This is a genomic window from Phocaeicola faecium, assembly GCF_014837055.1.
Classification (GTDB): domain Bacteria; phylum Bacteroidota; class Bacteroidia; order Bacteroidales; family Bacteroidaceae; genus Phocaeicola; species Phocaeicola gallinarum.
This window is the reverse complement of record NZ_JACSPQ010000065.1, coordinates 1-1,110: the sequence shown is the minus strand read 5'-3', so window position 1 is coordinate 1,110 and position 1,110 is coordinate 1. Positions and strand designations below refer to the sequence as shown.

Below are 1,110 nucleotides of genomic sequence, written 5' to 3'. Positions count from 1 at the left end.
ATGAGGAGCAGGATATTGAGCAGGAGATCAAGAACATCGACATCGACCACACCAGCGTTGTCGGTGAGTTCAAGGATATCCTGCTCAATGATGTCATTGGGCGACTCAAGGTCCAGTATGGTCCGCAGAAGAAGGTTTTTGATTTCGGACTGCGTATCGACCAAGTGCAGCAGGGCGTTCAGCGGCCGATTTGGCTGGACGTGTCAACGGCTTTGGACCCTGGTGGTCGTGAGGATGCCCGACGTGCCGGTATGGGCGCCCGTGACACCATCACGTTGCTGTTGGGACAGGACGATTCGACGCTGTTCGAAGACATCCAGATGTATGTGAAGACCACCACCTATCTGCGGCGCACGGATACCGGGAACCAGTCTGAAACGCGCCAGCGCATCATCGCCGGCAAGCGCACGGCTCAGGAACGTCTGTACCGGGAACTGCGCACCCGTGTGGGTAATGCCGTCAAAACCGGCATGTTCGTGTACAACGGCGAGACTATGGACGTGCAGTCCTCTGATCCGCAGTCACGCATCATCGAGGGACTGCAGACGCTGATCGGACGGTATTACACCAACTTCCCGATGCTGGGTGGTGTCCGCTATGAGGAATCAGGTCTGGCCGCGATTATCGCCGATGCCGCAGCATCCGGACCTGAATCCTTGCCCGGCACCGATGCTGTGCGTAATCAGTTGGATGGTCCGGCCGAGGATGTGCTGTCTTTTGTCACCCGCGAGCATACGAACAATGTCACACCGACGGTCAGGACGATCATGACCCGGTATGATGCGCCGCCATATGGCTGGCCGTTTGCTGCGATTCTTGCCTGTATCGGTTATCTGTATGGTTCCGAACGCATCGAGCTGAACATCGACGGCAGGCCGGTGCAACGCACTGAGGCTGCCCAGCTGCTGCGCAACACCAAGAAGCAGGAATCCATAGTGGTGTCCGTTCCGAAGGTGTACGACCCTGTACGGGTTAAGAAGTTGCGCGATTTCGCCAAGGACTTTCTTGACATGCCGAACACGGACTCGTCGTCCGCTCCAATGGAATTGGCTGAGAAAGTCAAGGACGGATTGCTGAGCGAGGCGGAAAAGCTGCGCCGAATGAGAACAC

The 1,110-nt window shown here is 56.9% G+C and carries 1 protein-coding gene; it reads left to right on the top strand.

Annotated elements, in window-relative coordinates; translation table 11 throughout:
* On the top strand, positions 1-1,110 hold a 1,110-nt coding region (locus H9626_RS14810; RefSeq protein ID WP_225231045.1), incomplete at both ends, for a hypothetical protein.